We start from the raw sequence: 23,906 nt of genomic DNA on the forward strand, positions 1-23,906 counted from the left end.
GATTTCTCGGAAATGGATAAAGCCTGAAGGCGATTATTCGTTAGACGGTTTATCTGTCTGAGACTTGTGCGTTTGCAATATGCTCACTACCTTACCCTCATAACGCTGGCGTAACCACGCCTGTATCCGCTCGTAATCTTTGGCAGGTAGTGGCTGCTCCAATTCGAGAGAGACAACGACGATATCGTCATATGTATCTGTCTTCGGTTCTGCGTTTTTTTGGCTTTCAGACTGTTCGGAAACAGGCGTTGTTTGCGCTTTATCCCAAGCCAAGCCGCGTCCGACAACGATTTTTTCCGCTTCCGGATATTGGGCTTTTAATTCCTTAAGTACCGCTGCATCGTCGATATCGGAGGCTTTGCCTGCCAGCACGGTATCGATATAGGCCTGTTGCTCTTTCAGCTCATTTTGCTGCTGAACCGGGTTGTTTTGGCTTGCCAGTAATTCTTCGATTTTGGCATTGTCCCCTCCCGCATAGACCACGTTGACCTTCGGCTCTTTCACACCTGACGCTTCAAGGCTTTTCACCAGCAAGGCGGAAATTTTCTCGGCATTGCCCGTTCCATTGACAACCAGACTGACTTTATTTTCTCTATGGTTCAACATCTTACGCAGCACGAAAAAACCTTCCTGTTGCTTCGCAGTGGCAATGGCAGCATTGGCTCTGGTGTTGAAGATTTCCTGACGCACCAGTCCTGATGCCATATAGCCGCTCGGAATCATGACAGCAAGTACGACGGCAGTAATAATGATGCTGTGCAACCGGCGTTTGGATTCCTTTACCAACCCCCTGCGCGGCAGCTTGAGCAGCTTGGAAAACAACAAGGTCGCAAAAGCGATGAACACGCAGTTGATGGCAAAAAGATATGAAGCACCGAGAAAGTAGTGCCAGTTGCCATGTGCCAGTCCGTAGCCCGCAGTACACAGGGGTGGCATCAATGCGGTAGCAATCGCCACACCCGGTATGGCATTGCCTCCCTCTTTTCGGGTCAGCGCCACAATACCCGCACTACCGCCGAAGAAGGCAATCAACACATCCCAAAGGGTCGGCTGAGTACGCGCCAAAATCTCGCTTTGCGCCTCTTTAAGCGGGGTTAACAGGAAATACAACGTAGCGGTAATCAAGCTGATGACGACGAATATAATAATATTGCGCACGGCTTGACGGATCAGCGCAGTATCCCCTACCGCCAAACCGTAACCCATACCGACTATCGGCCCCATCAACGGCGAAATCAACATCGCTCCGATCACTACTGCCGTGCTGTTTACATTCAGACCGATACTCGACACGGCAATGGCAAACATCAATACCCACATACTGGTTCCGGTCACCCGAGTATTGGCGCGGATGGTGGCATCGATCTTATCGGGATGAGCTTGGTCATGCGCAAGATTGAACACATCTTGCAACTTGGTCATGGCACCATTGTCTTCTTGTTTCTGCTTTTCTTGTATTTCCTGATTTTTACTTTCTTCCTGATCTTGCATATGCGTATCCTAAAGTTTTAATAGTTTATTTTAAACATCTAATTCATAAAGAATTTTTGAGTAATGAAATAATGCCTTGCCATTACGGCTAAATCTGACAGGCACACTTCCCGCAATATACTATATTAGCATACGTCCGCAAACTTTTCCTCCGTTAGATGAAGGAAGGGCAAAGTTGCCGTTACAGCAAGCCGTAACGTGGGCTTTACCCACGAGATGAATGCCAAAATGAAAGTCTATGTGACTGTTGTCGGATTTAGTTGTTGGATGGTGGATTTCGTGGGCAAAGCCCACGCTACTTGGGTTATCCCAAATCTGCCTTGATTGAATAAAAGGTCGTCTGAAAACGGGGAAATCAGTTTTCAGACGACCTTTCCGCTTATTAACTTATTGATACCAAGGAAAAACAAATTCCCGCTTGTAGGTTAAAATCAGCATATGCTAATATGCGCAACAACAGGTTTTTCCAGAATAATCTGTGCTAAAATGCAGGATTAGATGGAAAACTCTATCCGAATTCGGTACAATACCGACGAATTATTTCTCTTAAACAACCTGCCGCAAGGCGAAAAGGAACGACTAATTATGTCAAACATCGAACAACAAGTTAAAAAAATTGTTGCTGAACAACTGGGCGTAAACGAAGCCGAAGTGAAAAACGAATCTTCTTTCCAAGACGATTTGGGTGCTGACTCTCTGGACACCGTAGAACTGGTGATGGCTTTGGAAGAAGCTTTCGGCTGCGAAATCCCTGACGAAGACGCTGAAAAAATCACTACCGTACAATTGGCTATCGACTACATCAACGCCCACCAAGGCTAATCGGTCGCCTCAAACACCCAGCCTCTGCTGCGCCATCGCAATAGAGGCTTTTACCTTATTATCAAACCCCTGAAATTTCAGACGGCATGAGTTTTGCCCGTTTTCACGAAGAAAAAGAGCAAGGCTGCCGCGAAAATCCCGACAACCAACAGCGAGATTATCATGAGTCAGAGAAGAGTAGTCATCACAGGTCTTGGCCAAGTATCACCGGTCGGCAACGACGTCGCCACCGCATGGAGCAATCTGCTCGCAGGCAAAAGCGGCATCGGACGGATTACCCGCTTTGACGCATCCGACATCAACAGCCAAATCGCCGGCGAAGTGCGCGATTTCGATATCGGCCAATACATCAGCGCTAAAGAAGCGCGCCGCATGGACGTGTTCATCCATTACGGTATCGCCGCCGCCCTGCAAGCCATCAATGATTCAGGCTTGGACGATTTGGAAACCCTCGACAAAGACCGCGTCGGTGTCAACATCGGATCCGGTATCGGCGGCCTGCCGAGCATTGAAGCGACCGGCAAAGCCGTACTCGAAGGCGGCGCGCGCAAAATCAATCCTTTCTTTATTCCGGGCTCGTTGATCAACCTGATTTCCGGCCATGTTACCATCCTTAAAGGCTACCGCGGCCCGAGCTACGGCATGGTGTCTGCCTGTACGACCGGCGCGCACTCTATCGGCGACTCTGCACGACTGATTAAATACGGCGATGCGGATGTGATGATTGCCGGCGGTGCGGAAGGCGCGATCAGCACTTTGGGCGTGGGCGGTTTTGCTGCCATGAAGGCACTTTCCACCCGCAACGACGATCCTGCCACCGCATCCCGTCCGTGGGACAAAGGCCGTGACGGTTTCGTTATCGGCGAAGGCGCTGGCGTGCTGGTGTTGGAAGAATTGGAACACGCAAAAAAACGCGGTGCGAAAATCTACGCCGAAATCGTCGGCTTCGGTATGAGTTCCGATGCCTACCACATTACCGCGCCTAACGAAGAAGGCCCGGCATTGGCGGTTACCCGTGCGTTGAAAGATGCCGGCCTGAACCCTGAAGACGTTGATTACGTCAACGCACACGGTACGTCCACTCCGCTGGGCGATGCCAACGAAACCAAAGCGCTCAAGCGCGCACTGGGCGACCACGCCCGCAAAGTTATCGTTAACTCCACCAAATCCATGACCGGACACTTGCTCGGCGCGGCAGGTGGTGTGGAAGCGTTGTACAGCGTGTTGGCGGTACACGAGCAAAAATCTCCACCGACCATCAACATTTTTGAACAAGACGTTGAAGCCGGTTGCGATCTGGATTACTGCGCCAATGAAGCACGCGACGCGAAAATCGACGTTGCCATCTCTAATTCCTTCGGTTTTGGCGGTACCAATGGCACATTAGTATTCAAACGCTTCAAAGACTGATAGAAGGTTGTAAGTAGATTAAAAGGCCGTCTGAAACTTGGTTTTCAGACGGCCTTTATGTTGTCCGTATTATAAATATTGTTGATAATCTATATCATTTATAGAATAATATGGTTTCGTCTAAGATTTGTCCGAGTTTTTCGGATAAATAGCCTAACCATATTCTACATCAGGAGTAAGCGATGAAACGCATCGGTATTTTGACATTGGCCGCCTTAGCTGCCATACCTGCATTTGCAGCTGATTTCGGCCATGAACAAGCATTGACCATAAACGGCAAACCTGCTTATCTGGCAGAAACATCGGCCCGTATTTTGGCAAATGAAGATTTGACTGCTCCGCAGTTGGTTGAAGATATTGCCGATGGGTTGGGTTCGAAAAAAATTCCGGGCTATAAATTGATGATTATGGGCCGTACTTATTCGGTGGCGGCGGAAACCAAACCGCCGAGAGAGGGCCAAACTCAGTGGCGGGACAATACGTTCATTCATCGCGGTGTAAAACTGTTTGTCGGTATTCCGGTTAAAAACGGCAAGATGGATTTGGCAGCTGCCCGATTGATTAATATCGGCGTGGTTGACGATAACGGTGGTGCCGCGCCTCATGATGAGGGTGAAAAAATCCGTCCGGTCGGCAAGCAGCTGATGTCTCCCGATACTAAAGTGGAAAATGTGAAACTCAATATTGCCAAACTGACGTTCCCAAATATGAAATTGGGCGAAACCAGTGGCGGTGGCGTGAAATTGGAAGCATCGGCAACATTGGACGGTAAACCGATACAAACCAAAATCGACAGCACTTTCTCCCGCTTCTATTCGGCCAAACCGGCCGCTACACGGCCGTTTATGGCAGATGCACGGTTTGTGAAATAATCGCAAAGGCCGTCTGAAATCCAGTTTCAGACGGCCTTTTATCCATAAAAGCAATTTAATACCGCATCATTTTGGTATCAATTTGCTCCGCCCAAGCATCAATACCGCCTTGCAGGTTGTAGAGATTTTCAAATCCGGCGTCTTCTAAATACATTGCCGTGTGCAGGCTGCGGATGCCGTGGTGGCAATAGACAACAATGGGTAAGTCATCGTCGGGAAGCTCGTTTTGGCGCAGGGGGATGAGGTTCATTGGGATATGAATGGCAGTGGGCAGGGTGCAGATGGCGCGTTCTTCATCGGTGCGGACGTCGAGCAGATGAAATGCGCGGCCTTCGTCCTGCCATTGTTTCAATTCGGTGGGCGGGAGTTGGATGATGTCGGTCATAAAGGTGGGGATAAAAGCATGAGGCCGTCTGAATTTTCAGACGGCCTGTTGTTTAAAAATCGAAATCGCCGAACAGATTGGCCGATTTATCTTCCAAGTGGGCCACGACGGTGTCGAACAATACCTTTTCGGAAAACTCATTGCCGTTGCGTGTCAGCAAAAGCGCGTGTTGTACCGGTTTGCGGCCGACAATGATGACCATGCGGCCGCCGTCTTTCAATTGCTCTTTTAAGATTTTAGGCACGCTGTCTACTGCGCCGCCCACATAAATCGCATCAAAAGGCGCGCCTTGCGATGCTTCGGTCAGGCCGTTGTTTTGCACATAATCGACGTTGGCAAAGCCCAATTCGTCCAAGACTTTTTTGGCGCGTTGCTGCTGCTCGGCATCGATGTCGTCGGTGACGACTTTGCCGGCCAGTTTGGACAGCAGGGCGGTTGCATAGCCTGAGCCTGTACCGATTTCTAAGACGGTTTCGTCTTTTTTCAGTTTCAAACCTTGAGCCAGGCGGGCAACGACTTTGGGTTCCAACATCTTATGGCCGTTGGCCAGCGGCAGCTCCATATCCGCATAGGCCAAGCCTTGAAAAGCCTCGCCGACGAAATGCTCGCGCCCGATCTCCTCCAAAGCATCCAAAATGTCGAAATCCAAGACATCCCACGGACGAATCTGCTGTTCAACCATATTGAAACGCGCTTTTTCAAAGTCCATATTTGTGCTCCGTTCAATTCTTAATTTTATCGAAACATACATTATAAATCCTTGTCGGAGAGTGTGCCATCTTTCAGACGGCCTCGAGGCTTGTTAATAATTGCCAAGCGCACATATATCCACTAAACTTTCACATTACACCACGCTACAACAAGCAACAACCAACACACGGAGCAATAAAGATGTATCACCAAATCGGAATGTGGGATCAAAAATGGGTTATCGGCAACTGGAAAATGAACGGCCGACTCCAAAACAACAATGCACTTATGCACCGCTTCCGCGTCATGCCAACCGCCGAGCGCGTATTAATCGGCCTGGCCGCCCCGACCGTGTATCTGTTGCAACTGCACAACGCCATGCAAATCGTTTTGAACAACCGCATCTTGACTTGCGCGCAAGACGTGAGCCGTTTTCCGAATAACGGCGCGTACACCGGCGAAGTGTCCGCCGAAATGCTTGCCGACATCGGTACAGACATCGTCCTCATCGGCCACTCCGAGCGCAGCCTTTATTTCGGCGAGAAAAACGAAATCCAACGCCGCAAAATGGAAAACGTCCTCAACGTCGGCCTGATTCCATTGTTATGCGTCGGCGAAAGCCTGGAAGAGCGCGAAGCCGGCAAAGAACACGAAGTCATTGCCCATCAGCTTTCCATCCTGCAAGGTTTGAACACCAAAAACATCGCCGTTGCCTACGAGCCGGTTTGGGCGATCGGTACAGGCAAAGTCGCCACCGTCGAACAAATCGCCGACATGCACGCATTTATCTACAAAGAAATCTTGTCTTTGTGCGGAAGCGATGTTAAAATCCGCGTTCTTTACGGCGGAAGTGTGAAAGCGGATAACGCAGCCGACATCTTCGCAGTACCTCATGTAGACGGCGCATTGGTTGGTGGCGCGTCATTATCATATGACTCCTTTACCGCCATCATCAACGCAGCACAAGCCTCGTAGAAAACATATGGAAGCCTTTAAAACCCTTATCTGGATTATTAATATTATTTCCGCTCTATTCGTAATCGTGTTAGTATTGCTGCAACACGGTAAAGGTGCGGATGCCGGCGCAACATTCGGTTCCGGCAGCGGTAGCGCGCAAGGCGTATTCGGTTCTGCCGGTAATGCCAACTTCCTCAGCCGCTCGACTGCCGTTGCTGCAACATTTTTCTTTGCGACTTGCATGGCAATGGTGTATATTCACACCCACTCCAATAAGCACGGTTTAGATTTCAGCGATGTGAAGCAGACCCAACAGGCTCCTAAGCCTGCAACGCCTGCACAAAACAATACAACTCCTGTTGCTCCGAATCCTCAGCAGCAGTAAGACAATTTGATTTATGCCGACATGGTGGAATTGGTAGACACGCTATCTTGAGGGGGTAGTGGCCGTAGGCTGTGCGAGTTCAAATCTCGCTGTCGGCACCACATTAGAAAATCTAACCGCTTTTTAGCGGTTATTTTTTCGTCTTGAGAATCTGCCTTTCCTTTATTTTTAGACCGAGACAGGGAAATACAATGAAGCGTTTGGTTGTCGGCATCAGCGGTGCCAGCGGTTTTCAGTATGGCGTGAAGGCTTTGCAGCTTTTGCGTGAGCATCAGGTAGAAACGCATTTGGTGGTTTCACAAGGGGCGGAGATGACCCGCGCTTTGGAAACGGATTACACTAAAGAAGACGTTTATGCTTTGGCGGATGTCGTGCATTCTGTCCGTAATGTCGGGGCAAGTATTGCCAGCGGTTCGTTTTTGACGGACGGAATGTTGATTGCGCCGTGTTCAATGAAAACTTTGGCTTCGGTTGCTCATGGGTTTGCCGATAATTTGCTCAGCCGTGCGGCGGATGTAACGTTGAAAGAGCGGCGCAGGCTGGTGTTGATGGTGCGTGAAGCGCCGTTAAACTTGGCACACATCGACAATATGCGCCGTGTAACAGAGATGGGCGGCATTGTGTTTCCTCCCGTTCCGGCTCTGTATCAGAAGCCTGAATCTATTGATGATATGATTACGCACAGCGTGTCTCATGCTTTGGACTTGTTCGGTATTGTTCAAACCGATGCGCCGCGCTGGCAGGGCTGATGTTTCAGACGGCCTGAAAATAAATTTAATACACTGAGAAAGAGGATAAAAATCATGCAAGCGATTCCTACCAATATCGTTAAATTCTTGAGCAATCATCATGTCGTCAGTATTGCCGCTGCGGCAGACGGCGAAGTTTGGGCGGCTTGTTGTTTTTATGTGTTTGATGAAGCCAATGCCCGCCTGATTGTGCTGACTTCTTTGAAAACAAAGCATGGCGGACTGATGAGCCGTTCTGCCAAAGTAGCCGGCACCATCGCTGGTCAGCCCGACAGTATCACGAAAATCAGCGGTGTTCAGTTTGCGGCGACTGCCGCTTTGATTGAAGATGAAGCGGATTTGAAAGCGGCGCAGTCTTTATTTTACAAAACGCATCCTGCTGCTCGAGTGATGAAAAGTAATGTCTGGGCGTTGAATTTGGATAATGTGAAATTCACTGACAATAAATTGGTATTCGCACAAAAAACGTACTGGAATCGTGAGGATTAAGAAAAGGCCGTCTGAAAGATGAAATTTCAGACGGCCTTTGATGCTTTAAGAATTAATCGTGTCCGATGTCTACGGTTTTTTCTTTGTAACGTGTGTCGGGAATCAAAACAATTTTATCGTCCACTTTGCCGATGGCTTTCACGTCTTTGCCCGGATAGTCCAGCTGGTGCAGGAAGTAGCGGATACAGTTCAAACGTGCGCGTTTTTTGTCGTCGGAGCGGATGATGACCCAAGGCGCGTCGCCGGTGTGGGTGTGGAAGAACATGGCGTTTTTGGCTTCGGTGTAGTCGTCCCAGCGGTCGAGCGACTGGATGTCCACAGGGGACAGTTTCCAGTGTTTCAGGGGGTCGTCACGGCGGGAGATGAAGCGGCGGAGTTGTTCTTCACGGGATACGGAGAACCAGAATTTGAACAGGTGGATGCCGCTGGCAACAAGCATACGTTCCAATTCAGGGGTTTGACGCATGAAGAGCAGGTATTCGTTAGGTTCGCAGAAGCCCATAACGCGTTCTACGCCGGCACGGTTGTACCATGAGCGGTCGAAGAATACCATTTCGCCTGCGGTCGGCAGGTTTTGGATGTAGCGTTGGAAATACCATTGGCCGCGTTCGGTCGTGGTCGGTTTTTCCAGTGCGACAACGCGTGCGCCGCGCGGGTTCAAATGTTCCATAAAGCGTTTGATGGTACCGCCTTTACCGGCTGCATCGCGGCCTTCAAACAGGCTGACGATGCGTTGGCCAGAATCTTTAACCCAGCTTTGTACTTTCAATAATTCGATTTGCAGCTTCTGTTTTTCTTTTTCGTAAACAGAACGGCGCATACGTTGTTTGTACGGGTAGTTGGCAGGAAGCGGTGCGCTGCTGGAATCCTCGTCAGTGCCGCGTCCTTCGTGTTCCAAAACAGCCTTTTCGAATACTTGCAGCTGGTCTTGTTTCTCGCCCAGTTCAACATTCTCGAATGGTTCTAATTGGTGGTCTGCCATAAAGTCTCCTTATCGATTAAGTTTTAAATGATATAGTGTGGTATGGTTTGATTCTACCCTTTTATGCCTCGTTCGACTACATAAAATTACATTTGAGTGCTTTTTTTGAATTTGTCTGCTAACTTATGTAAAAGCAGCGTATAATCAGCCTATTTGTACAGCAATCATGCCTTATTTCGCCCTGTTTGACGATGCCGTGAGCGGCCGAGCAAAACTCTATCAAAATCATGTAGAAAGCCATCGGTTTTATCATAACGAACTGGATTCGTTAACAAGTATTTTGCAAGCCGGCTGGAAAAAGGGTTTGCATGCAGTGTTGTTTGCAGACTACGAATTCGGGTTGCCGCTGATGGATATTCCGTCTGGCCGCAGTGGCAGTCTGCGTTTGCATTGGTTTGCCGATTATTCCGAAATCGATGCCGAAAACTGGCTGGCCAATCATTCAGACGGCCTTGAGGCAGGTATTTCCACTCCCCGATTCTCCGTATCCGAAGCCGATTATCTCGAGCATATCCGTCAAATCCACGAAGCCATCCGCCGCGGCGACACCTATCAAATCAATTACACCGCACGTCTGCACCTGCAAACTTACGGCAATCCGATTCAACTTTACAGCCGCTTGCGCCAGCCTGTGCCGTATGCCGTTTTGTCTTGTCTGCCCGACGGGGCAGGGCAGGAAGCGTGGACTTTGTGTTTCTCTCCCGAACTTTTCCTCAAAATTGATTCAGACGGCCTGATTACAACTGAGCCGATGAAGGGCACTGCGCCGATTCTTTACGATGGACAAGATGAACGCCGTGCGGTTGAGTTGCAAAACGACCCGAAAAACCGCGCCGAAAATGTGATGATTGTCGATTTGTTGCGCAATGACCTCGGCAAAATCGCGCAAACGGGCAAAGTACGTGTACCTGAACCGTTTAAAGTTTCCCGTTTCGGCAGTGTTTGGCAGATGACCAGTGCCATCGAAGCGCAGGCGCTGGCTGATGTTTCGGTTGCCGATATTCTCCGCGCAGCCTTCCCGTGCGGCAGTATCACCGGCGCCCCCAAACGCATGAGTATGCAGATTATTGAGTCCCTTGAATCCGAACCGCGCGGTTTGTACACAGGCAGCATCGGCTTTTTGCATCCTTGCGATAAGGGTTTGGGGTTTGAAGGTGTGTTTAATGTCGTGATCCGCACTTTATCTCTGAAGCCGGTTTCAGACGGCCTTTATCAAGGTGTTTATGGTGTGGGTTCGGGGATTGTGATTGATAGCGATCCGGAGGCTGAATATCGCGAGTGCGGTTGGAAGGCGCGTTTTCTCAATGACTTGCGGCCTGATTTCGGTATTTTTGAAACCATGCGAGTGGAAGACAAACAATGCCGTTTGCTTGATTTGCATTTGGGCCGTCTGAAAATTTCGGCGCAAGCGTTTAACCTGCCTTGGCCTCAAAATGCAATAGAGCAAATCCAACATTATATAGATGCGTTGCCAAATGGGTTGTTTAGAGTCAAAGCCGCTTTGTTTTCAGACGGCCTTGCATTGAGCCATGCGGCTGTTTCTGAATTGAGTGAACAACAATACGTCATCCTGAGTGAGTACACATTAAGCCAACGCGATTATTTGCGCCGTTTCAAAACCACGCGCCGTGAAATTTTTGACCAAGCGTGGAAAACGGCAGAAGGGCAGGGCGCATTTGACAGCTTGTTTTTCAATTCAGACGGCCTGTTGTTGGAGGGTGGAAGAAGCAATGTGTTTATCAAATATCAGGGACAATGGCTTACGCCGTCTTTGAATTTGGATATTTTGAACGGAGTGATGCGCCAAGCGGTATTGAAGCAGCCTCAGCTTTTAGGTGCGGATACAATCAAAGAAACCCGCATCACGCGTTCTATGTTGGAAAATGCGGAAGAAATCCGCTTAAGCAATGCTTTAAGGGGCGTGTTTGCAGTTTCGCTCCGTAAATAAATGGCAAGGGTCAAATCATCGTGATTCAAATTGTCGTAAAGCGGCAATATCCGATAGAATACGTCATTTCAACATTGAGGCCGTCTGAAAGGGAAAACAATATGGCAAAAGCAAAAGGATTGGGACGCGGTTTGGATTCGCTAATATCCAATGCGGTGGACAGCAGCAGTAGCGACCGCCTGACAACGGTTGCCATCGCCGATATTCAGCCCGGCCGCTATCAGGCGCGCGTACAAATGGATGACGAAGCCTTGCAGGAATTGGCCGATTCTATTAAGGCACAAGGCATTATCCAGCCGGTTATCGTACGCGAACGTGGTCTGTCTCAATATGAATTGATTGCCGGCGAACGCCGTTGGCGTGCTTCCCAGTTGGCCGGTTTGACCGAAATTCCCGTCGTCATCAAAACCATCAGCGACGAAACCGCGTTGGCCATGGGTTTGATTGAAAACCTGCAACGCGAAAACCTCAATCCGATTGAAGAGGCGCAAGGTTTGAAACGCCTCGCCGACGAATTCGGCCTGACCCACGAAACCATCGCAAAAGCCGTCGGTAAAAGCCGCAGCGCCATTTCCAACAGCCTGCGCCTGTTGAGCCTGCCTGAGCCGGTTCAGGAAATGCTTTACCAACGCCGTCTGGAAATGGGTCATGCCCGTGCGTTGCTGACCTTGCATGTAGTTGACCAATTGGAATTGGCGCAAAAAGCCGTCAAAAACGGCTGGTCGGTGCGCGAAGTAGAACGCCGCAGCCAATTGGCGCATCAAAAAGCCAAGCCTGAAGCAGCCAAAACCATCAGCCCGGATATCCGCCGCATCAATGATGCATTGACCGAGCATTTGGGCGTTAATGCCGAAGTCAAAACCAGCAATCAGAAAAAAGGCAAAATCGTGCTGCATTTTGATACGCCGGAAACATTCGAATATTTGCTGAAGCAGTTAGGTATCAATCAAGCGTTCTAACGGCTTTATAAACAGAACAGGCCGTCTGAAAAAAGCTTTTCAGACGGCCTCAATTTTTGAAAAAGCGTAGAGCGTATAAATGTTTACAATACAAATCAAAATCTTCTGTAAAATCTATGTAACAACATGTAATTTGTGTTAAACTCCATTCCAGCAAAGATTTGTTTTATATGTGTTAATCATTTACTTGTGAAAGGTTCACAAAGATTAACATATTGCTTGACGTTAACAAACTTCTTGATTATATTAGCCTGCCTTGCTTTTTGGGGTACAAAGTACAATGAATCAGATAGTCCCATTGCAAGTGATTGTATTATTAATAATTTCAGTTGTTTGTGCATTATTCTCCGGATTGCCCGGATTCCTCTCTGCTTTGGCGGGAGGATTTTCGTATATTTTGCCTACCCTGGTTGCAGTTTTACTTTTAAAGTTTTCCCGACGAAATCCCGAGTTGCAAAGCTCGATGTTTGTCGGCGGAGAGGTTTTAAAAGTAGTGCTGTCGCTGGTATCTATGTTGGTCGTTTTTGCGATATGGCATCGATCACTGGTATTTTACCCATTTTTATTGGCGTTTCTTGGCGTCAGTCATTTGGTTTTTTTAGTATTGTTGAGAGTAAAACACTATGGCAGGTGAAACTATGACCGCTGCCGACTACATCAAGCACCACTTGCAAAGCTTGACCAGTATGTCGGATGTTACTCAGGGTCAAGGACTGAAAAACATTGCTGATTTTTCGTTCATTAACCTTGATGCAATCTTTTTTGCCGTTCTGTTGGGCGTAATCGGTAGCTTCCTTTTGTGGCGCGGTGCCAAAAAAGCGACGGCCGGCGTTCCCGGTCGTTTCCAAGCGGCTGTTGAAATTCTGTTTGAATTCGTGGATGACATGTGTAAAAGCATTATCCATAACGAACAATCGCGTAAAGCCGTTGCCCCGTTGGGTCTGACCTTGTTTGTCTGGATTCTCTTGATGAATGCCATGGATATGCTGCCGGTTGATTTGCTGCCGATGGCATGGCAAGGCATTACCGGTAATCATCATGCCCTGTTGCGTGTCGTGCCGACAGCTGACTTGAATACGACTTTGGCTCTGGCGATTGGCGTATTGCTGATCTGTATTTACTACAATGTCAAAATCAAAGGCCTTGGCGGTTGGATTCACGAGTTGTTCTGCGCACCTTTTGGTCCGTGGCTTGCTCCAGCCAACTTCCTGCTGAACTTGGTAGAGTTTTTGTCCAAAACCGTATCCCACGGTATGCGGTTGTTTGGTAATATGTATGCCGGCGAGCTGGTGTTCCTGTTAATTGCCCTGTTGGGCGGTGCATGGGCGTCAACCGGCAGTGTCGAAACTTTGGATCCGATTTTATTTGTGTTCCACCTGATTGCCGGTTTGGCTTGGGCCATTTTCCACATTTTGGTCATCACCTTGCAGGCATTTATTTTCATGGCGTTGGCGTTCGTATATATCGGACAGGCGCATGATGCACACTAATCAAGTAGTTTTTTCGTAGTTTGTTTTTGTAGTTTAACCTTTACTATTTTAAGGAGTTTAAAAATGGGTTTGATTGCTATCGCATGTGGTTTGATCGTTGCCTTGGGCGCATTGGGTGCCTCTATCGGTATCGCAATGGTTGGTTCTAAATACTTGGAATCTTCTGCTCGCCAACCTGAGCTGATCGGTCCTCTGCAAACCAAACTGTTCTTGATCGCTGGTCTGATCGATGCGGCTTTCTTGATCGGTGTGGCTATTGCCCTGTTGTTCGCCTTCGTTAACCCGTTTGGTGGTGCGTAATCAAGACGGAGCGATCCGTTCAGATACAGGCTTGCCGTCTGTTTGATTAACCCAGATACGAAGGTTAAGTAACGTGAATATTAATGCAACCTTATTTGCGCAAATCCTAGTTTTCTTTGGCTTGGTTTGGTTTACGATGAAATTCGTATGGCCTCCGATTGCCAAAGCATTGGATGAGCGTGCCGCAAAAATCGCCGAGGGCTTGGCTGCCGCCGAGCGCGGTAAGAGCGATTTTGAGCAGGCAGAGAAAAAAGTTGCAGAACTTATGGCCGAAGGGCGTAATCAGGTAACCGAAATGGTTGCCAACGCCGAAAAACGTGCTGCGAAAATTGTAGAAGAAGCCAAAGAGCAAGCTTCTCATGAAGCAGCACGCATTGCAGCCCAAGCAAAAGCTGATGTAGAGCAAGAAGTTAACCGTGCACGCGAAGTGTTGCGCGAACAGGTCGCTTCATTGGCTGTTAAAGGTGCGGAATCTATCCTGCGTAAAGAAGTCGATGCTTCCAAACATGCAGATCTGCTCAGTGCCTTAAAACAGGAGCTGTAATCTTATGGCAGAGTTCGCAACGATTGCCAGACCTTATGCGAAAGCATTGTTTAGTCTGGCTCAGGAAAAAAACCAAATCGAGTCTTGGTTGGGCGAACTGAAAGAACTCGCAGCGGTTGTTCAGGATGAGAAAGTCATTGCTTTCATCGAGCAGCCGGAAACGGGAGCTTCCGAAAAGGCAGAAACGCTCAAAGGTCTTGTCGGTATCAAAAATGTCGAATTGGCAAATTTTATTACCGTTTTGGCCGAGCAAAAGCGTTTGCTGGTATTGCCGGAAATTTATGCCCAATATCAAGATTTGACCTTGATACACAACAATACGAAATCGGCAGTAATTTACAGCGCGTATGAGCTCAGTTCTCAGCAGCTGGCCGATGTTACCGATATCCTGACAAAACGCTTCAACAGCAAATTGGATGTGGTAACTAAAGTTGCCCCTGAATTAATCGGCGGCATCAAAGTAGAAGTGGGTGATCAGGTCTTGGATTTGTCCGTACAAGGCAAACTGAATGCTTTGTATGCGACTATGACAAATTAGGAGAGTTTTCATGCAGCTTAATCCTGCTGAAATTAGCGATTTGATTAAAGCCAAAATCGAAAATCTGTCCGTCAATACAGAAGTGCGTACCCGTGGTACTGTTGTTTCTGTTACAGACGGCATTGTGCGCATTCATGGCTTGTCAGACGCGATGCAAGGTGAGATGCTCGAATTCCCCGGTAACACTTTCGGTCTGGCCATGAACTTGGAGCGCGACTCCGTCGGTGCCGTAGTGTTGGGTGAGTACGAACACATTAAAGAAGGCGATACAGTTACCTGTACCGGCCGTATTTTGGAAGTGCCGATCGGTCGCGAATTGGTTGGCCGCGTAGTTGATGCATTGGGTCGTCCTATCGACGGTAAAGGTCCAATCAATACAACTTTGACTGCTCCAATCGAAAAAATCGCACCGGGTGTGATTGCGCGTAAATCGGTTGACCAACCCATGCAAACCGGCCTGAAAGCCATTGACTCTATGGTTCCGGTTGGTCGTGGTCAACGTGAGCTGATCATTGGTGACCGTCAAACCGGTAAAACAGCCGTAGCACTGGATGCCATCGTTAACCAAAAAGGTACAGGCGTTATCTGTATTTATGTGGCTATCGGTCAAAAAGCATCTTCTATTGCCAACGTAGTGCGCAAATTGGAAGAGCATGGCGCAATGGAACATACTATCGTGGTTGCTGCAACTGCTTCTGAAGCCGCTGCGCTGCAATACATCGCTCCTTACTCCGGTTGTACCATGGGTGAATTCTTCCGTGACCGCGGTGAAGATGCATTGATCGTATACGATGACTTGTCTAAACAAGCCGTTGCATACCGTCAAATTTCCCTGCTGCTGCGCCGTCCACCTGGTCGTGAAGCCTATCCTGGCGACGTATTCTACCTGCACTCCCGTCTGTTGGAACGTGCAGCCCGCGTCAGTGAAAACGAAGTTGAAAAACTGACCAATGGCGAAGTAAAAGGCAAAACCGGTTCTCTGACTGCGTTGCCGATTATTGAAACCCAAGCCGGTGACGTATCAGCATTCGTACCAACCAACGTAATTTCGATTACAGACGGCCAAATCTTCTTGGAAACCGACTTGTTCAACGCCGGTATCCGTCCTGCAATCAATGCCGGTATTTCCGTATCGCGCGTAGGTGGTGCGGCACAAACCAAAGTCATCAAAAAACTGGGTGGCGGTATCCGTTTGGCGTTGGCACAGTACCGTGAATTGGCGGCGTTCTCGCAATTTGCTTCCGATTTGGACGAAGCAACACGCAAACAGCTGCAACACGGTGAAGTGGTTACTGAATTGATGAAACAAAAACAATTCAGCACATTGAACACTGCCGAAATGGCATTGACTTTGTGGGCGATCAACAACGGTTCTTACGCAGATGTTCCGGTATCCAAAGCCTTGGCTTTCGAAGCAGAATTCCTGAGTTTCGTACGTACGCAACATCCTGAGGTTCTGGATGCGATTAATGCATCAGGCGCAATGTCTGACGAAAGCGAAAAAGCATTGACCGAAGCCATGAAATCTTTCAAATCTTCTTACGCTTACCAAGCATAAGTATTGAGATGAAAGGAGTCTGAAATGGCAGTCGGAAAAGAGATTCTCACCAAAATCCGTAGTGTTCAAAATACCCAAAAGATCACTAAAGCGATGCAAATGGTGTCGACCTCTAAAATGCGGAAGACTCAAGACCGGATGCGCTTAGCGCGTCCGTACGCCGAAAAAGTGCGTACAGTGATGAGCCATCTTGCACAGACCAATGCCGATCATGGTATCAAATTGTTGGAGCCACACCGCGAAGTGCGTCGTGCCGGTTTCATTTTGATTACCTCGGACAAAGGTTTGTGCGGCGGCTTGAATGCAAACGTACTGAAAAAGTTTTTGGCGCAAGTTCAAGAGTATCAGGAACAAGGCATCGAAGTCGAAGTCGTGTGCCTGGGTAGCAAAGGTTTGGCTGCATGCCAAAGCATCGGTTTGAACGTTATTGCCAGTGCAACCAATTTGGGCGATACCCCGAAAATGGAAGCGTTGCTTGGCCCTTTGACCGAAATCTTCCAACGTTATGAGAAACATGAATTAGACCGTATCCATATGGTTTACTCACGTTTTATCAACACAATGCGCCAAGAGCCGCGTATGGAAGTTTTGCTGCCTATCGGTGAAAACGTTATTGACGACGGAACAGGTCATTCTTCATTTACTTGGGAATACCTCTACGAGCCGAGTCCTATCGCCGTATTGGAATATTTGGTTCGCCGCTATTTAGAGTCTGTGGTTTATCAGGCATTGAGCGACAACATGGCATCTGAACAAGCCGCGCGTATGGTAGCGATGAAAGCCGCAACCGACAACGCAGGCAATGCCATCAAAGAATTGCGCTTGGTGTACAACAAATCGCGTCAAGCCGCGATTACCACAGAATTGTCAGAAATTGTAGCAGGTGCAGCGGCAGTTTAATGCCGTCTGAAGCCTGAACAGGAAATTAGGATACGATAATGAGCCAAGGCAAAATCGTACAAGTTATTGGTGCGGTGGTTGACGTGGAATTTCCACGTGACGCTATCCCGCATGTTTACGATGCCCTGAAATTGGACGAGAACGGTCTGACTCTGGAAGTTCAACAGCTTCTGGGCGACGGCGTTGTCCGTACTATTGCAATGGGTAGTTCAGACGGCCTGAAACGCGGCATGTCTGTAAGCAATACTGGTGCGCCAATCACTGTGCCGGTAGGTAAAGGTACATTGGGTCGTATTGTCGACGTATTGGGTACGCCTGTTGATGAAGCAGGTCCGATCGATACCGACAAGAGCCGCGCCATTCACCAAACTGCTCCGAAATTCGACGAGTTGTCTTCAACTACCGAATTGCTGGAAACCGGTATTAAAGTGATCGACTTGCTGTGTCCGTTTGCTAAGGGCGGTAAAGTAGGTCTGTTCGGTGGTGCCGGTGTGGGCAAAACCGTAAACATGATGGAATTGATCAACAACATCGCCAAAGCGCACAGCGGTCTGTCCGTGTTCGCAGGTGTGGGTGAGCGTACCCGTGAAGGTAATGACTTCTACCACGAGATGAAAGATTCCAACGTATTGGATAAAGTAGCCATGGTGTATGGCCAAATGAACGAACCTCCGGGCAACCGTCTGCGCGTTGCTTTGACCGGTTTGACTATGGCCGAATACTTCCGTGACGAAAAAGACGAAAACGGTAAAGGTCGCGACGTATTGTTTTTCGTTGACAACATCTACCGTTACACTCTGGCCGGTACCGAAGTATCTGCACTGTTGGGCCGTATGCCTTCTGCAGTGGGTTACCAACCGACATTGGCTGAAGAAATGGGTCGTTTGCAAGAACGTATTACCTCTACCCAAACCGGTTCCATTACTTCCATCCAAGCCGTATATGTACCTGCGGATGACTTGACTGACCCGTCTCCAGCGACAACTTTTGCCCACTTGGATGCAACCGTCGTATTGAGCCGTGATATTGCCTCTTTGGGTATTTACCCAGCAGTTGACCCGCTTGATTCTACTTCACGCCAATTGGATCCGATGGTATTGGGTCAAGAGCACTACGACGTAGCGCGCGGTGTACAGTCTACTCTGCAAAAATACAAAGAATTGCGCGATATTATTGCCATTCTGGGTATGGACGAATTGTCTGACGAAGACAAACTGACTGTAATGCGTGCCCGTAAAATCCAACGCTTCCTGTCTCAACCGTTCCACGTTGCAGAAGTGTTTACAGGTTCTCTAGGCAAATATGTCGCCCTGCGCGATACCATTGCCGGCTTTAAAGCCATCTTGAACGGCGAATACGACCATCTGCCTGAACAAGCGTTCTACATGGTAGGCGGCATCGAAGAAGCAGTTGAGAAAGCGAAAACCTTAAACTAAGGAGGTCGGCATGAGCGTCATGCAAGTTGAAGTGGTCAGTAGCGAGCAAAACATCTATTCGGGCGAAGCCAGCTTTGTGGTGGTTCCGACCGTTCAAGGTGAGCTTGGTATTTATCCACGACACGAGCCGATTATGAGTTTGGTACGCCCCGGCGCATTGCGTTTGACTGTTCCGGGTGAAGCTGAAGAAGTGCTGGTTGCTGTTTCCGGCGGTGTTTTAGAAGTACAGCCTGATAAGATTACCGTATTGGCAGACGTTGCCGTCCGCAGTACCGAAATGGATCAGGCGCGTGCTGAAGAAGCTAAGAAAGCAGCCGAGGCAGGTGTTTCTGCAGCCAAAGATGATAAATCTTTGGCCGAAGCACACAAAGCATTGGCAGCAGCCATTGCCCAGCTGAAAACTTTGGACTACCTTCGTTCGCAAAAAAACAAGTAATGTGGGTTCATCAAGAAAAAGCACAACGAAATGTTGTGCTTTTTTATTTGCCTGAAGATAAGCAGCTTGGTATTGAAATGTCGATAGACGAGTAGATGGCAAGTTTGAAATCGAAACGCTAGAATTGGTTTTTATGACTCAATTGTTGGTGGATCATTGTCAAAGCAGTTAGCCTTGTTACTAGACTAAAAATAACTCCCCCCAATCTTTAGAACTTCAAAATAGGTTGGATGATTCCTAATTTATTGCAACCGCAATAGATCTGAATTGGTGAGTATTGAAAATATTAGAATGTGTGGAAGTTTTTGTATAAACAAAAGGCCGTCTGAAAACCTGTTTCAGACGGCCTTTAAACCATTATGACGGTATCTGTTTATGATTGGTCGATGCTTTTATCCAACCCTTGGGTCAGACCGTTGATGTCGCCACCATTCAGTCCCAACTCTTTCAAGAGACCGTCAACCAACGGGGCTTGGCTGCGGTAGCGCAGGGCGCTGTTGACCATTTGGTCTGCAAGGCTGGCTTGTGTGGTTTGGCCGTCTGAAGCACCTTCCGCGCCGTTTGCACCACCGGCAAAGCCACCCAGACCATTGACTTGCAAAATCTTGATGTCTTCGATTTTTTCCATTGGGCGGACGGATTCGCGGATGATGTCAGGCAGGTGTTTCAAGAGGGCAAGGCGGACTTGCATTTCAACCTGCTCGACGCTCAGAACGTTGGCGGCTTCGTTGACGGCGCGGGTACCTTCGGCATCAACTTTATATTGTTGCTCTTGCGCTTGAGCCAACAGAATTTTGGCATCGGCTTCACCTTTGGCTTGCAGGCGTTGTTTCTCTGCTTCGGCTTCGGCGGCGATACGCACGGCTTCAGCTCGGTCTTGTGCAGCTTGTTTTTCGGCTTCAGCGGCGACGGTGAGCGAAATCGCGTCTTTTTGTGCGGCTTCTTCGGCGGCAATCAACTCGACCGCTTTGGCACGCTCGGCGCGTTCGGTTTCGCGTACGGTAATCACGCTCTCTTCTTCGCGAACGGCGGCGGCGCGGGCTTTGTCGGCCTCTGCTTTGGCTTCGGATTCGGCACGCGATTTCTCGGCAACGGCGATGGCGCGGTCTTGCTCGGCCAATTCGATGGCTTTGCGGCGTTCAACCTCTGCCTGTTCAACGGCTTGGGCTTTGCGGATGTCTTCGTTTTTAATGTCGCGTTCGGCGGCAATGCGTTTCAAATCCACTTCGCGTTCGGCGGCAATTTTGGCTTCTTCCGCTTCACGTTTTTTCTGAGATTCTTGTTCGGCAATGCTGGCCTCTTGTTCGGCGCGGCGCACGGCGATCTCACGCTCTTGTTCGAGTTTGGCGTATTCTTCTTCGCGCGAGATTTTCAGGCGTTGCTGCTCGGCTTCGAGGTTTTTGGTTTTAATCGCCAAGTCAGTGTCTTGTTCGATTTCGTTGCGTTTTTTGCGGCGGCCTTCGATGGTTTCGGTCAGTTTGGTCAAACCTTCCGCGTCAAACGCATTTTGCGGGTTGAAGAACTCAAAGCTGGTTTGGTCGAGGCCGGTCAGGGAAACGGTTTCAAGTTCGAGACCGTTTTTGAACAAGTCTTCACTCACGACTTGTTGTACTTTCTGAACGAAATCAACACGTTTCTCATGCAGCTCTTCCATCGCCATTTCGGCGGCAACGGCGCGCAGGGCATCAACGAATTTACCTTCGACGAGGTCTTTCAATTCGTCGGGAGACATGGTTTTCATACCCAGCGTTTGTGCGGCGGTCGCAATGCTCTCGGCGCTGGGTTTGACGCGGACGTAAAATTCAGCCATCACGTCAACGCGCATCCGGTCGCGGGTAATCAATGCTTGTTGGGCAGCGCGGCGCACTTCAAGGCGCAGTGTATTCATGTTGACGGGGATGATTTCGTGCAACACGGGCAGCACCATCGCGCCGCCGTTCATGATGACTTTTTCGCCACCGAAACCGGTGCGTACGAAGGAGACTTCTTTGCTTGCGCGGCGATACAGACGGGTCAGGATGAGGCCGAGTACAATTAGCGCGACGAGTATGACGCCGGCGATGGTGCCGATGGAGACCAAGTTCATGGTTTTTCCTTTCTTCTTGTTAATATGCCTTTGAGGGCGGTGGATTCAGAAGGCTTTGAAAGAAAGAGGCCGTCTGAAAGGTAAAAATCTGGGGTTTTAAAGGTAGGTTGGATTCTTGAATCCGACCTTCTGATCTTAATATCTTAATATTCTGAATTGTGAAATTTTTAAAGTTTTTGTGTATTTATTACTTTTTCAGCACTTTTCAATCTTCCTGATTCAACAGCATTTATCACTGCATTAAGTAGAAATACCACGATAGCCATACAGCATAAGATGATAAAGCCTAATCCTTTTTTCGTTATTATCTCTTGGAGCGAGAAAATAGAGATAATGAAAAGTACAGACCAAAAAACATATAATGCTTTATATTTCCAATCCTTTTTCTTGCGTTTGGCATTAGTATCATATTTATCCCTAAAAAACATTTTTTCTTCCAAATAAGAATATTGAAGAAATTTCTTCCCTAGCAAATAATGGAAAATCATCTCACTTGGATTCCTATTTTTTAGGCAAAAAACAATTTCATCAGCATTTAAATTATCCTTTCCTGAAATAGCTGCATAGCTTTTCTCAAGTAAATATGGATGTAATTTTTTATTACATTTTTCTGTTTCTTCTATTTCTTTGATTAAATCTTTTGTTTGTTCATATTCTGCTTTGCTTCTAGAAGTTCTCTTCCAATAAGTATTAAAAATAAGAGTTTTAATTAATGGAAATACACTACCTAATATCGTTGCAATTGCAGCACCAAGATAAAGCCATTCCTCCCAAGGCATAAGAAATCCTTTCAATAATGTTTAAATATAATCAAAAATTTTAACGCTTAATCATTTAATACAGTATTAAGTAGGACTACTGCAAAATTTGCAGTTTCAGACGGCCTCAATCCACCAAGCTTCCGCTCGGATTTAAAATCGCCTTAAATGTATTTCCGTCCAACGACACCAACAATACCGCATCGCCTTGTTTCAATACATCATCAGAGTCAGGCTCTACCATCACATAATGCTGTTGGCCGTAAGCATCTTTCACGCGCACCTGTGCCGCATTGCCTATCCGAGCTTCGCCCAACACCACCGTGCCGACGCGGCCGATTAAACTTTCCTGCGAAACGGCTGTGGTTTCATCTTTTGGCATAATTTTGTACAAACCGCTAGCCGTTACGCGCACTAAGGGCAGGGAAAGAAACCAAACGATGACTGCTGCCAGCGTGCTATTCAGATAACTGCCGAATACAGTGGCAAAGGCCGTCTGAAACAGATAACCCGTCAGTCCGTATACGGCAAGGAACACCACCATCAACATCAATACCGGGATACGTCCGACATACAGCCAGCTCAGGAAACGCACGAATATGCCTGCGTCCGCCACATCCAATCCGACCTCGGCGTGTGCAGTTTCGGTCAGGCTGTCGGGCAACAGGTTGTCCAACCAGTCGCTAATACCGCCTGCCAGCATGGAAATGACTTCAAACACACCGAGCAAAACCATCAGCGCAATGGCAATGCCGAAGATTTCAGTTTCGGGGGCGTTGATTAAATTCCACATATTGCATTTCCTTATTCTTTTTAATTTTCAGACGGCATATATTTTATTTTAAAGTTAAGCCGGTTGGATATAGATATTTTTATTAATTTGTCGTAACTGACAGGATTTTTCCCAATCCGGCATCTTTTTGTTATTGAAGCGTGTATGGTTTTCTTTTTTCAGACGGCCCCGTGAAGATAAAGGCCGTCTGAAACCGCGATTTTCTCAAGATGGCTTATGATTTCGCTTTCAACGCCGCCAATCGTTCGGCAATGCGGTTGTTGCGGCTTAAGTCTTCCAGTTCTTTCAGCTTGGCTAACTGTGCCGCATCGGTGCTGCTGTGTACCGCGTTCTGACGACCCATCACTCGGTTGAAAGCGTTGCCGCTTTTTTCAGCATCACGGGCGATGCGGTTGAGGTCGCTGCCGCCTGCCGCTTTGCCTGCGCCAGCGTTCTGCTGCGCGGCGCGCCAGTCTTGCAACTGCTGCTGCATCTCGCGTTTTTTTGCCTGCAAGGCGGCGATAAAGCCTTCGAGCTCTTTTTCTTGTGCGGCACAATCGGCAATGGTGTTTTCCAAGATGGGCAGACGCGCTTCGATGTCCATTTGTTCGGCGATACCCGCTTCGGCAAGGTCGTCGCGACCGGCATCCACGGCAGCTTGCAGGTTGGCATCGATGGCTTCGTGGCGGTTGCTCTCGTCCGCCATTTTCTTGGCGGCAAGGTGTTTCTGCGCCAACACTTTGCCCAACTCGGCGCGTACTTCGTCCACCGCCCGCTCGATTTCGCGGATGCTTTCGTTCATAACCGCTTCGGGTGCAAGGTTTTCCGCCGCATCAATCAGGGCATGAAAACCGCCGCTTACCAGACGGCCTACTCGGCGGGATAGGGTTTCGCTCATTTGGATTTTCCTTTCACTAAAATGTGTTTGTTTCATTTGGTATGGCGGCAG

27 protein-coding genes and 1 tRNA gene are annotated in these 23,906 nt (G+C 48.4%); 20 read left to right on the forward strand and 8 right to left on the reverse strand.

All coding sequences use genetic code 11. From position 1 onward, the window contains the following. Positions 1-33: 33 nt before the first annotated feature. Positions 34-1,491, reverse strand: coding sequence for a DUF389 domain-containing protein (locus HMPREF2596_RS01400; protein WP_070849063.1), 1,458 nt, complete (start codon positions 1,489-1,491; stop codon positions 34-36). Between the two features lie 198 nt (positions 1,492-1,689). Here HMPREF2596_RS01400 and HMPREF2596_RS11510 point away from each other — a divergent pair, with 198 nt between their 5' ends. The 4 genes from HMPREF2596_RS11510 to HMPREF2596_RS01415 all read left to right on the forward strand — a co-directional run bounded on the left by HMPREF2596_RS11510 (position 1,690) and on the right by HMPREF2596_RS01415 (position 4,595). Then, positions 1,690-1,815, forward strand: a complete 126-nt coding sequence (locus HMPREF2596_RS11510; protein ID WP_265511057.1) for a hypothetical protein — start codon at positions 1,690-1,692, stop codon at positions 1,813-1,815. Between the two features lie 261 nt (positions 1,816-2,076). Continuing rightward, positions 2,077-2,313, forward strand: coding sequence for an acyl carrier protein (acpP, locus tag HMPREF2596_RS01405; protein ID WP_003679644.1), 237 nt, complete (start codon positions 2,077-2,079; stop codon positions 2,311-2,313). 162 nt (positions 2,314-2,475) lie between these two features. Further along, a complete protein-coding gene (gene fabF, locus HMPREF2596_RS01410; RefSeq protein ID WP_070849140.1) occupies positions 2,476-3,723 on the forward strand; it encodes a beta-ketoacyl-ACP synthase II in 1,248 nt (415 codons plus the stop codon). Positions 3,724-3,905: 182 nt separating this feature from the next. Then, on the forward strand, positions 3,906-4,595 hold the full coding sequence (locus HMPREF2596_RS01415; RefSeq protein WP_003748074.1) for a hypothetical protein: 690 nt from the start codon (positions 3,906-3,908) through the stop codon (positions 4,593-4,595). Between the two features lie 55 nt (positions 4,596-4,650). On the opposite strand, the gene HMPREF2596_RS01420 is transcribed toward HMPREF2596_RS01415, so the two are convergent. Both HMPREF2596_RS01420 and HMPREF2596_RS01425 read right to left on the reverse strand, forming a co-directional pair. Then, positions 4,651-4,980 (reverse strand): rhodanese-like domain-containing protein, encoded by a 330-nt coding sequence (locus HMPREF2596_RS01420; protein WP_070849066.1) that lies wholly within the window; start codon positions 4,978-4,980, stop codon positions 4,651-4,653. A gap of 52 nt (positions 4,981-5,032) precedes the next feature. After that, entirely contained in the window at positions 5,033-5,689 is a 657-nt protein-coding gene (locus tag HMPREF2596_RS01425) for a protein-L-isoaspartate O-methyltransferase family protein (protein ID WP_070849069.1), read from the reverse strand. 182 nt (positions 5,690-5,871) lie between these two features. On the opposite strand from HMPREF2596_RS01425, the gene tpiA reads away from it, so the two are divergent. The 5 genes from tpiA (at position 5,872) to HMPREF2596_RS01450 (ending at position 8,250) form a co-directional block, all read left to right on the forward strand. Further along, complete coding sequence (tpiA, locus tag HMPREF2596_RS01430; RefSeq protein WP_004519014.1) at positions 5,872-6,645, forward strand: triose-phosphate isomerase; 774 nt, start codon at positions 5,872-5,874, stop codon at positions 6,643-6,645. Between the two features lie 7 nt (positions 6,646-6,652). Then, the gene (secG, locus tag HMPREF2596_RS01435) at positions 6,653-7,012 is read left to right on the forward strand and encodes a preprotein translocase subunit SecG (protein ID WP_036492092.1); all 360 of its coding nucleotides are present in this window, start codon (positions 6,653-6,655) and stop codon (positions 7,010-7,012) included. A 15-nt stretch (positions 7,013-7,027) separates the two neighbouring features. Further along, positions 7,028-7,113, forward strand: a tRNA-Leu gene (locus HMPREF2596_RS01440). Between the two features lie 90 nt (positions 7,114-7,203). Next, positions 7,204-7,761, forward strand: coding sequence for a UbiX family flavin prenyltransferase (locus tag HMPREF2596_RS01445; protein WP_049323108.1), 558 nt, complete (start codon positions 7,204-7,206; stop codon positions 7,759-7,761). 54 nt (positions 7,762-7,815) lie between these two features. Further along, positions 7,816-8,250, forward strand: a complete 435-nt coding sequence (locus tag HMPREF2596_RS01450) for a PNPOx family protein (RefSeq protein WP_070849072.1) — start codon at positions 7,816-7,818, stop codon at positions 8,248-8,250. Positions 8,251-8,302: 52 nt separating this feature from the next. On the opposite strand, the gene ppk2 is transcribed toward HMPREF2596_RS01450, so the two are convergent. Continuing rightward, positions 8,303-9,232: a polyphosphate kinase 2 gene (gene ppk2 / locus HMPREF2596_RS01455; RefSeq protein ID WP_036492084.1), complete on the reverse strand. Its 930-nt coding sequence runs from the start codon at positions 9,230-9,232 to the stop codon at positions 8,303-8,305. Positions 9,233-9,398: 166 nt separating this feature from the next. Between ppk2 and HMPREF2596_RS01460 the strand changes: the two genes are divergently transcribed. The 11 genes from HMPREF2596_RS01460 (at position 9,399) to HMPREF2596_RS01505 (ending at position 19,341) form a co-directional block, all read left to right on the forward strand. Then, positions 9,399-11,180: a bifunctional chorismate-binding protein/class IV aminotransferase gene (locus tag HMPREF2596_RS01460; protein ID WP_070849074.1), complete on the forward strand. Its 1,782-nt coding sequence runs from the start codon at positions 9,399-9,401 to the stop codon at positions 11,178-11,180. Positions 11,181-11,281: 101 nt separating this feature from the next. Beyond that, a complete protein-coding gene (locus HMPREF2596_RS01465) occupies positions 11,282-12,139 on the forward strand; it encodes a ParB/RepB/Spo0J family partition protein (RefSeq protein ID WP_070849077.1) in 858 nt (285 codons plus the stop codon). 280 nt (positions 12,140-12,419) lie between these two features. Next, positions 12,420-12,773 (forward strand): ATP synthase subunit I, encoded by a 354-nt coding sequence (locus HMPREF2596_RS10825; protein WP_083324964.1) that lies wholly within the window; start codon positions 12,420-12,422, stop codon positions 12,771-12,773. Beyond that, positions 12,763-13,629: a F0F1 ATP synthase subunit A gene (atpB, locus tag HMPREF2596_RS01470; RefSeq protein WP_003748099.1), complete on the forward strand. Its 867-nt coding sequence runs from the start codon at positions 12,763-12,765 to the stop codon at positions 13,627-13,629. The genes HMPREF2596_RS10825 and atpB overlap by 11 nt, the downstream gene beginning before the upstream one ends. 63 nt (positions 13,630-13,692) lie before the next feature. Beyond that, positions 13,693-13,929 (forward strand): F0F1 ATP synthase subunit C, encoded by a 237-nt coding sequence (gene atpE / locus HMPREF2596_RS01475; RefSeq protein ID WP_003748101.1) that lies wholly within the window; start codon positions 13,693-13,695, stop codon positions 13,927-13,929. Between the two features lie 73 nt (positions 13,930-14,002). Continuing rightward, on the forward strand, positions 14,003-14,473 hold the full coding sequence (locus HMPREF2596_RS01480; protein WP_003708446.1) for a F0F1 ATP synthase subunit B: 471 nt from the start codon (positions 14,003-14,005) through the stop codon (positions 14,471-14,473). Between the two features lie 4 nt (positions 14,474-14,477). Then, positions 14,478-15,011 (forward strand): F0F1 ATP synthase subunit delta, encoded by a 534-nt coding sequence (locus HMPREF2596_RS01485; RefSeq protein ID WP_003683778.1) that lies wholly within the window; start codon positions 14,478-14,480, stop codon positions 15,009-15,011. Positions 15,012-15,021: 10 nt separating this feature from the next. Beyond that, entirely contained in the window at positions 15,022-16,569 is a 1,548-nt protein-coding gene (gene atpA, locus HMPREF2596_RS01490; protein WP_003748105.1) for a F0F1 ATP synthase subunit alpha, read from the forward strand. A gap of 24 nt (positions 16,570-16,593) precedes the next feature. Continuing rightward, entirely contained in the window at positions 16,594-17,469 is an 876-nt protein-coding gene (gene atpG, locus HMPREF2596_RS01495) for a F0F1 ATP synthase subunit gamma (protein WP_003748108.1), read from the forward strand. Between the two features lie 38 nt (positions 17,470-17,507). Continuing rightward, the gene (gene atpD / locus HMPREF2596_RS01500) at positions 17,508-18,905 is read left to right on the forward strand and encodes a F0F1 ATP synthase subunit beta (RefSeq protein ID WP_070849079.1); all 1,398 of its coding nucleotides are present in this window, start codon (positions 17,508-17,510) and stop codon (positions 18,903-18,905) included. A gap of 10 nt (positions 18,906-18,915) precedes the next feature. Further along, positions 18,916-19,341, forward strand: a complete 426-nt coding sequence (locus HMPREF2596_RS01505; RefSeq protein WP_036492070.1) for a F0F1 ATP synthase subunit epsilon — start codon at positions 18,916-18,918, stop codon at positions 19,339-19,341. A 373-nt stretch (positions 19,342-19,714) separates the two neighbouring features. On the opposite strand, the gene HMPREF2596_RS01510 is transcribed toward HMPREF2596_RS01505, so the two are convergent. The 4 genes from HMPREF2596_RS01510 to HMPREF2596_RS01525 all read right to left on the reverse strand — a co-directional run bounded on the left by HMPREF2596_RS01510 (position 19,715) and on the right by HMPREF2596_RS01525 (position 23,855). Next, positions 19,715-21,427 carry a flotillin family protein gene (locus tag HMPREF2596_RS01510; RefSeq protein WP_049323103.1) on the reverse strand — a complete coding sequence of 571 codons (1,713 nt, stop codon included), beginning with the start codon at positions 21,425-21,427 and terminating at the stop codon, positions 19,715-19,717. Positions 21,428-21,594: 167 nt separating this feature from the next. Then, on the reverse strand, positions 21,595-22,206 hold the full coding sequence (locus HMPREF2596_RS01515; RefSeq protein ID WP_070849082.1) for a hypothetical protein: 612 nt from the start codon (positions 22,204-22,206) through the stop codon (positions 21,595-21,597). Positions 22,207-22,312: 106 nt separating this feature from the next. Beyond that, positions 22,313-22,978, reverse strand: a complete 666-nt coding sequence (locus HMPREF2596_RS01520) for a YqiJ family protein (protein WP_070849085.1) — start codon at positions 22,976-22,978, stop codon at positions 22,313-22,315. Positions 22,979-23,192: 214 nt separating this feature from the next. After that, the gene (locus tag HMPREF2596_RS01525) at positions 23,193-23,855 is read right to left on the reverse strand and encodes a PspA/IM30 family protein (protein ID WP_070849088.1); all 663 of its coding nucleotides are present in this window, start codon (positions 23,853-23,855) and stop codon (positions 23,193-23,195) included. Positions 23,856-23,906 lie beyond the last annotated feature (51 nt).

The organism is Neisseria sp. HMSC078C12, assembly GCF_001838065.1.
In the GTDB taxonomy this organism is placed as follows: Bacteria; Pseudomonadota; Gammaproteobacteria; order Burkholderiales; family Neisseriaceae; genus Neisseria.